The sequence below is a fragment of the Flavobacterium sp. NPDC079362 genome, assembly GCF_050267765.1.
GTDB lineage: Bacteria > Bacteroidota > Bacteroidia > Flavobacteriales > Flavobacteriaceae > Flavobacterium > Flavobacterium azizsancarii.
The window spans coordinates 1-7,896 of the sequence record NZ_JBNNFM010000067.1; the positions used below are offsets into that span (position 1 = coordinate 1).

General features: G+C 32.3%; 6 protein-coding genes. 2 read left to right on the forward strand and 4 right to left on the reverse strand.

Going from position 1 to position 7,896, the window contains the following annotated elements; all coding sequences use genetic code 11:
• Positions 1-262: 262 nt before the first annotated feature.
• Positions 263-976 carry a YebC/PmpR family DNA-binding transcriptional regulator gene (locus tag ACQKCJ_RS24520; RefSeq protein ID WP_271335634.1) on the forward strand — a complete coding sequence of 238 codons (714 nt, stop codon included), beginning with the start codon at positions 263-265 and terminating at the stop codon, positions 974-976.
• Positions 977-1,329: 353 nt separating this feature from the next.
• Here the strand turns inward: ACQKCJ_RS24520 and ACQKCJ_RS24525 are convergent, their stop codons facing one another.
• From ACQKCJ_RS24525 to ACQKCJ_RS24540, 4 genes are all read right to left on the reverse strand, one after another.
• Entirely contained in the window at positions 1,330-2,238 is a 909-nt protein-coding gene (locus ACQKCJ_RS24525) for a LamG-like jellyroll fold domain-containing protein (protein ID WP_427403128.1), read from the reverse strand.
• A gap of 441 nt (positions 2,239-2,679) precedes the next feature.
• The gene (locus ACQKCJ_RS24530; RefSeq protein WP_427403129.1) at positions 2,680-3,609 is read right to left on the reverse strand and encodes a LamG domain-containing protein; all 930 of its coding nucleotides are present in this window, start codon (positions 3,607-3,609) and stop codon (positions 2,680-2,682) included.
• A gap of 378 nt (positions 3,610-3,987) precedes the next feature.
• On the reverse strand, positions 3,988-5,028 hold the full coding sequence (locus ACQKCJ_RS24535) for a PLP-dependent cysteine synthase family protein (RefSeq protein WP_065447924.1): 1,041 nt from the start codon (positions 5,026-5,028) through the stop codon (positions 3,988-3,990).
• 70 nt (positions 5,029-5,098) lie between these two features.
• Positions 5,099-7,159 (reverse strand): S9 family peptidase, encoded by a 2,061-nt coding sequence (locus tag ACQKCJ_RS24540; RefSeq protein ID WP_427403130.1) that lies wholly within the window; start codon positions 7,157-7,159, stop codon positions 5,099-5,101.
• 142 nt (positions 7,160-7,301) lie between these two features.
• Between ACQKCJ_RS24540 and ACQKCJ_RS24545 the strand changes: the two genes are divergently transcribed.
• Entirely contained in the window at positions 7,302-7,622 is a 321-nt protein-coding gene (locus ACQKCJ_RS24545; RefSeq protein ID WP_072955651.1) for a YbaB/EbfC family nucleoid-associated protein, read from the forward strand.
• The last annotated feature ends 274 nt before the right edge of the window (positions 7,623-7,896 follow it).

The following is a 7,896-nucleotide window of genomic DNA, read 5'->3' on the forward strand; positions in this document are numbered from 1 at the left end:
TTCAGGTTTCAGGTTTCAGGTTTCAGGTTTCAGGTTTCAGGTTTCAGGTTTCAGGTTTCAGGTTTCAGGTTTCAGGTTTCAGGTTTCAGGTTTCAATAAAAAGTTCAATTCATAACGAATTGAACTTTTTATTTATCATTTTCTAATGTCTCCAACAAAAAACTGAAACCTGAAACTTGAAACAAATCAAAAAAACTTAATCATTGATTTTGCTAAAAAAAGGAATAACCGTATTTTTGCATCTCAAAATAAAAAATTAGTAATGGGAAGAGCGTTCGAATTTAGAAAAGGAAGAAAAATGAAACGTTGGTCAGCAATGGCTAAAACATTTACCCGAATTGGTAAAGACATCGTTATGGCTGTTAAAGAAGGTGGCCCTAACCCAGATGCCAATTCTAGATTACGAGCTGTAATACAAAATGCAAAAGCCGCTAACATGCCTAAGGAAAATGTGGAGCGCGCGATAAAAAATGCAAGCAATAAAGATACTGCCAACTATAAAGAGATTTTGTTTGAAGGATATGCTCCTCACGGAATTGCCATTTTGATTGAAACTGCATCTGACAACAATAATAGAACGGTAGCAAACATTCGAAGCTACTTTAATAAATGTAACGGTACAATGGGAACTCAGGGTTCTGTTGAGTTTATGTTTGACCATACTTGTAACTTCAGAATTGCAAAAGGTAATCTTGATCCTGAAGAACTGGAACTAGAACTAATTGATTTTGGTGCTGAAGAGGTTTTCGAAGACGAAGACGGAATCTTAATTTACGCGCCTTTTGGAAGCTTTGGAGCTTTACAGAAAGAATTAGAAAACAGAGGTCTTGAAATTTTATCTTCTGGTTTTGAGCGTATTCCGCAAATTACCAAAGAACTTACTGAAGCTCAAATCGCTGACGTTGAAAAACTAATCGAAAAAATTGAAGAAGATGATGACGTAATGAACGTTTATCATACGATGCAGGAAGCATAATTTTTTCTTTTATAAAATATTTAAAAGCTCTGAATTATTCAGGGCTTTTTTGTTTTTTAAACATTCCTAAAAAGTCTGACAGAAAGTATTAGAATTAAAATAAACTATTATATTTGTCAGTACCACATTATAAACCAATTCAAAAAACAAATTTATGCAAACATCAAAATACACAAAATACGCCGTTATCGTTTTGGTAATTTTATTTGTAGTTCTTAGTGTTATTAACTAAAACAATAAAAACAAAAGCCTCTTAAAGTCTAATTTTTAAGAGGCTTTTTTTTATTAAGAAATATCTATTTACTAAAATTAATTTTTCTTAAACGGCTTATTATTTTATTCTTAATTTTAAATTACTTTTTAGACGGATTAGTAGTTATTTTCAATAAATAAGTCCCTTCCGGTAAATCTGCAATATTAGAAGCATTACTACCCATTATTTTTTTTCCCTGCGAGAAAACCTCAACATTTTTAGAACCTGTATTCGACTCAATTGCAGAAACTGCAGAAGTTGCTGTTTTTGCTGCAATTGTAGTTTTGGCAGGTGCCGTTAATGCAGCATTCTTTTTTACTGTATTTGTAACTGCATTTTCAATTGCAGCAGTTGGTTTCGAACTATTATAAGATTCCATAACTTGTTCGTCTGTCATTGCAACACTGTAGATTCTAAGATCGTCTACATCAGCGTTTATGCCAACTGTTGAGTTTATTGATCCCAACCTTAGAATATAACCTTTTGTTGAACGCGGAATCCCTTCAACGGTTTTTAATAATTCTCCGTTACGATACAGTTTTGAGATATTACCATCATAAGTGACACTATATTGATACCAGACTTCTTTTTGAAGCGGAACTGAAACTATCATATTATTTGCATCGCCCCAACCTACCAAACTTAAATCTGAATTTCCGGAAGATGCAGATTGCTGTACAAGACCAAAATACTGAGTACTTAAAGCGGTGCCATAACCCAAAATATAGTTTACTGAATTTATAGCATTAAATTTTACCCAAATAGATATTGTTCTCGGTTTATTTCCTTGCGGAAGATCTCCAACTACACCTTGCAAAGCTTTGCTGGTAAGCCTTTGAGCACCTTTGGCAACTCCCATTCTGTCATTTACAAAATTTGGCGCACTTAAAAAGGAAATAGTATTATCAGTATTACTTAAAGTTCCATCAAAATTGAACTCCTGTACTGGATTTTGAGCATTAGTACTTAAAAAACTTACGAACATTAATGTCAGTAATAATTTTTTCATATTTATAGATTTAGGGGGATTCAACGTGCTTAAAAAAAGCACCAAACATAGTAACATTTAACAGAAGCAAAAACAAATTCAAAAGCACATCTAAATTCCTTAAACAGCTACTTTCAACAGCTTTATGCATTTTATTAAAATTAAATTATAATATTATTTTTTGTTAAAAATATAATATTAATTCAAACTAAAAAATGCTTATCATGTATAATTGCGATATTATTACAAAAAACGAAACTAAAAAAACATCTTTTCTAACATTTGTAAAAACATTTTTACAAAAAAAAGGAATACAAAAACTCAGCCTGTAAAATTAAAAAGCCATCCAAAGTAAAAATTCAGAAGGCTTTTTCACTATTCAAAAAAATAATTGCTTACCAAACAACATAAAAAAAATAAAAATTAATTAACTAACTATTTTAATAAACCTAAATTTTGTTTTTAATTTGAAGTTACTTTTTTTGAAGGTGTATTTGTTATTTTCAACAAATAAGTTCCTTCCGGCAAATCATGAATATTCATTGTATTAGTATTACTTCCGTAAATTTTTTGTCCTTGCGAGAATACCTCAACGTTCTTAGGCATTTCATTAATATCTCCTGTTGTAATAATATTTGACAGAGCAGCTTTTGCAATTGTTTTTGTCTTAACTTCTACTTTTTTTACTGCTTTTACAGCAGAAGCCGGTTCAATAGCAGCAGCAATAGAAATAACAGCTTTTGAACTATCATATAATGTCATGACTTGTTCATCAGTCAAAGCAATATTATAAATCTTTAAATCGTCTATATCTGCATTAATACCTATAGTGGTATTGATTTCTCCCAGTCTGAAAATGTTTCCTTTAGTAGAACGTGCAATTCCGTTAACAGATTTAAGCAATTGACCATTCCGGTAAATTTTAGAAACCTTCCCATCGTATGTTATTGTATATTGATACCAAACATTTTTTTCAAGAGGAGTTGAAACAATTACATCATTAGAGGCTCCCCAGCCTGCCAAACTTAAATCTGAATTCGAAGAAGCAGTACCTTGTTGCAATAATCCACAATATTGAGCATTATAAGCAGTTCCGTAACCCCATATATAGTTTGCAGAAGTAATGTCGTTAAATTTAACCCAAATACTTACCGATCTCGCATTATCACCTTGAGGAAGATCATCAATAACAGCTTCAAGAGCCTTATTGGCAAGTCGTTGTGCTCCCTTTACTACTCCGGCTCTGTCAGTAACAAAATTATTTGTTCCCATAAAAGAAGTAGTATTAGCGGTATTATTTAAAGTACCATTGAAATTAAACTCCTGAATTGGATTTTGAGCATTAACATTCAAATAACTTACAAACATCAAAGTGAGTAGAAATTTTTTCATAGTAGTAGATTTAGGGGATTAAAACTTTGTGTCATTTTAACACTGCTAAACTAGATTATTATGTTTTTGAGCGGAAATTTTTTCGACAACTAACCTAAATAATCGTTTAAATAACCAAAATCAATGATTTCATACCTGCAATTGTATTTATTTATACTCTTAGTGAAATTATTAAAATAATAAATTTACGTTAACAGAATTCAATAATTCTTACGTAGAAATACGGTATTCACAATTAAAACCAAAACATTAACATTCAGAAAAAGTACGTCCTGATGCTTTATTAAGTAACAATCAGCTGCTTAAAAAAATAACCCCATAAAAAAAGCTCCATTTGTTTTACAAATGGAGCTTATATTTATGTATAAAAGTATTTTACTACTTTACAAATTCAATTTTTTGAACTTCTTCTTCATTAACACTGTCAAAGAAACCTTGTTCATTCATCCAGTCATCGCTAAACACTTTACTCATATAGCGAGAACCGTGATCAGGAAAAATAGCAATAATATTACTATCCTTGGTAAATTCGCCTTCTTCTGCATACTGTTTGATTGCCTGCATTACAGCTCCGGACGTATACCCTACAAATAATCCTTCTTTTCGGGTGATTTCTCTGGCTGAGTGAGCACTTTCTTCATCGGTTACCTTGATAAACTTATCAATAATATCGAAATCTGTAGCAGATGGAATCAGGTTTTTACCTAAACCTTCTATACGATACGGATAAATCTCTTTGTTATCAAATTCCCTTGTTTCGTGGTACTTCTTTAAAACAGACCCAAAAGCATCAACACCTAAAATTCTAATATTTGGATTTTGTTCTTTAAGGAATTTTGCAGTTCCGGAAATTGTTCCTCCAGTTCCGCTACAAGCCACAAGATGTGTGATTTGTCCTTTAGTCTGTTCCCAAATTTCAGGACCTGTAGTGTTATAGTGCGCATCAATATTTAGTTGATTAAAATACTGATTGATGTAAACCGAGCCTTTTGTTTCTTCGTGCAAACGTTTGGCTACATTATAATAAGATCTTTCATCATCTGCTGAAACGTGGGCGGGGCATACATATACCTTTGCTCCCAGACTTCTTAACATGTCAATCTTATCTTTCGATGATTTTGAGCTTACTGCCAATATACAGTTATAACCTTTTATAATGCTTACCATTGCTAAACTAAAACCTGTATTACCTGATGTTGTCTCAATGATAGTATCACCTGGCGTTAGGATTCCTTTTTTCTCGGCTTCTTCAATAATATATAACGCTATTCTATCTTTTGAGGAATGTCCTGGATTAAAAGCTTCTACCTTCGCGTAGAAATTACCTTCTAACTCTTCGGTAATTTTATTTAGCTTAATAAGTGGGGTATTACCTATTAACTCTAAAACATTATTATAAGCGTTTATTTCTTCTTTCATAAAAAAATAGTTAATCGAAGGTATTTTTAAATACCCTTGATAGGTTGCAAATTTAACAAAAAATTTCTAATTAGCTTTCAATTTTTTCTAAATCTAATAAAAAACTAAATTCTTTTGCTAAGTCTCTTAAAGCCTCAAAACGTCCAGAAGCTCCACCATGTCCCGCATCCATATTGGTATCTAAAAATAAAAGATTTTTATTTGTTTTTAGATTTCTAAGCTTAGCCACCCATTTAGCTGGCTCCCAATACTGTACCTGTGAATCGTGTAGTCCCGTAGAAACATACATATTAGGATAGTTTTGCGCTTTTATATTATCATACGGTGAGTACGATAACATATAATCGTAATATTTTTTATTATTCGGGTTTCCCCATTCGTCGTATTCTCCAGTTGTTAACGGAATACTGTCGTCTAACATAGTTGTAATAACATCTACAAAAGGTACCTGAGCAATCACTCCGTTGTATAATTCCGGAGCTTCATTGATAATAACACCCATTAAAAGTCCTCCTGCAGATCCTCCTTCAGCATATAAATGTTCAGGAGATGTGTAATTTTCACTGATTACAAATTTAGAGCAATCAATGAAATCTGTAAAGGTATTTTTCTTTTTTAACAGTTTTCCATCTTCATACCATTGTCTTCCTAAATCCTCTCCTCCTCTAATATGGGCGATTGCGTAAACAAAACCGCGATCTAACAAAGAAAGTCGGGTCGATGAGAAATAAGTATCCATTGTGATTCCGTATGAACCATAAGCATAAAGCAATAACGGATTTTTACCGTTTTTATTTAATCCTTTACGGTAAATCATCGAAATAGGCACTTTGACACCATCTCTGGCAGTTGCCCAGACACGTTCTTCGATATAATTCTCTTTATCAAACTTACCTCCCAAAACCTGGTGTTCTTTTAAGATTTCCTTGGTTTTAGTCTTCATATCAAAATCAATTACAGACGAAGGCGTTGCAAGCGATTGATAGCTATAACGCAAAATATCTGTATCAAAATCAATATTTGTGGTAGTATAAGCGTTGTAAGTTTCACTGCCAAATGGAAGATAATAATCAGCTTCACCATTCCATGGCATAATACGAATATGATTCAAACCATTTGAGCGCTCTTCAACCACTAAATAGTTTTTAAAAATTTCGATATCTTCCAACAAAACGTCTTCGCGATGCGGAATTAGGTCAACCCAGTTTTTCTTGCCTGTTTTATTTTCAGGCGTTTTCATCAACTTAAAGTTAGTCGCCTTGTCTTTATTGGTTAAAATATAAAAAGAGTCCTCAAAATGAGAAATACTATATTCTAAACCGCGAACACGAGGCTGGAAAACCTCAAATTCACCATCAGGAGTATCAGAATTCAAAATTCTATATTCAGTAGTCAATGTACTTCCTGAACCAATAACAATATATTTTCTTGATTTCTCTTTGCTTACAGAAACATTAAAAGTATCATCAGTTTCATTAAAAACCAAAACATCAGCCGCAGTATCAGTATTTAGTTTATGTCTAAAAACCTTATCTGCCCTTAAAGTTACCTCATCTTGTCTCGTATAAAAAATAGTATTATTATCATTTGCCCAAACTGATCCTCCGGTAGCATTTTCGATTTTATCTGATAAAATCTCTCCTGTTTCTAAGTTTTTGATCTGAATAGTATAAATTCTTCTTCCTACGATATCAACCCCAAAACTTGCAAACTTGTTATCCGGACTCACACTTAAACCTCCTAATTTAAAATAAGCCTGATCTTTTGCCAATTCATTGCAATTGAATAAAATTTCTTCATCTGCAGAAAGGCTTCCCTTTTTTCTTGAAAATATCGGATAATCCTGTCCAGTCTCGAAACGGGTAATATAATAGTAACCATTATAGAAATAAGGCACCGATGAATCATCTTCCTTAATTCTGCTTTTCATTTCCTCATACAAATTCTCCTGAAGATCTTTTGTATGCGAAGTCATACTTTGGTAATATGAGTTTTCCTGATTTAGATAATCGATAACTTCAGGATTTTCGCGGTCGTTAAGCCAAAAATAATTATCGACTCTTGTTTCTTTATGTTTTTTTAATGATTTAGGAATTTCTTTGGCTTTTGGAGCCATTATATCGTTTTGCATTGATTAAGCATTAGTTTTTAAATACGAAGGAGCAAAAATACTACAAAGACAACAGAAGAGAATTAATTTTTTCATAAAATATTCTATTGTTATCATACAGCAATATACTAATTTTGTATGAATTAATTTAAAATCGACAAAAATGGATTTAATGGGAATGATGGGTAAACTTAAAGAAACCCAACAAAAAATTGAAGATACAAAAAAGCGTCTGGATACTGTTTTGATTGATGAACAAAGCGCTGACGGCTTACTAAAAGTAACATTAACAGCAAATAGAAAGATAAAATCAATCTCTATTGACGACTCTTTGCTTGAAGATAAAGAACAACTTGAAGACTATCTTATTATAACACTAAACAAAGCAATTGAAAAAGCAACAAGTGTTAATGAACAAGAACTTGATGCTGTTGCAAAAATGGATATGCCAATGATTCCGGGAATGGATAATTTGTTTAAATAGATTTCAAAAGGCACAAAGGTTCAGATTTGCAAAGGTTCAAAGTTTTTTTATCTTGCACACCTGAAGTTTCTGGACAAAAAAAAGAGGCATATTTTGCTAGTAGTGGTCGGAAGAAATTCCGGCCACTTATGTTTTAAAGACTTTTGAAGGATCTCCCCCGGAGAGTGTTACCATTATTACTGTAATTAGCTCTCTTAATTCCATAACAAACCTTCTTTTAGCTGTTTTATAACCAAGGTTGTTTGCTTTCTTGTAAATTAAAACTAACATCGCT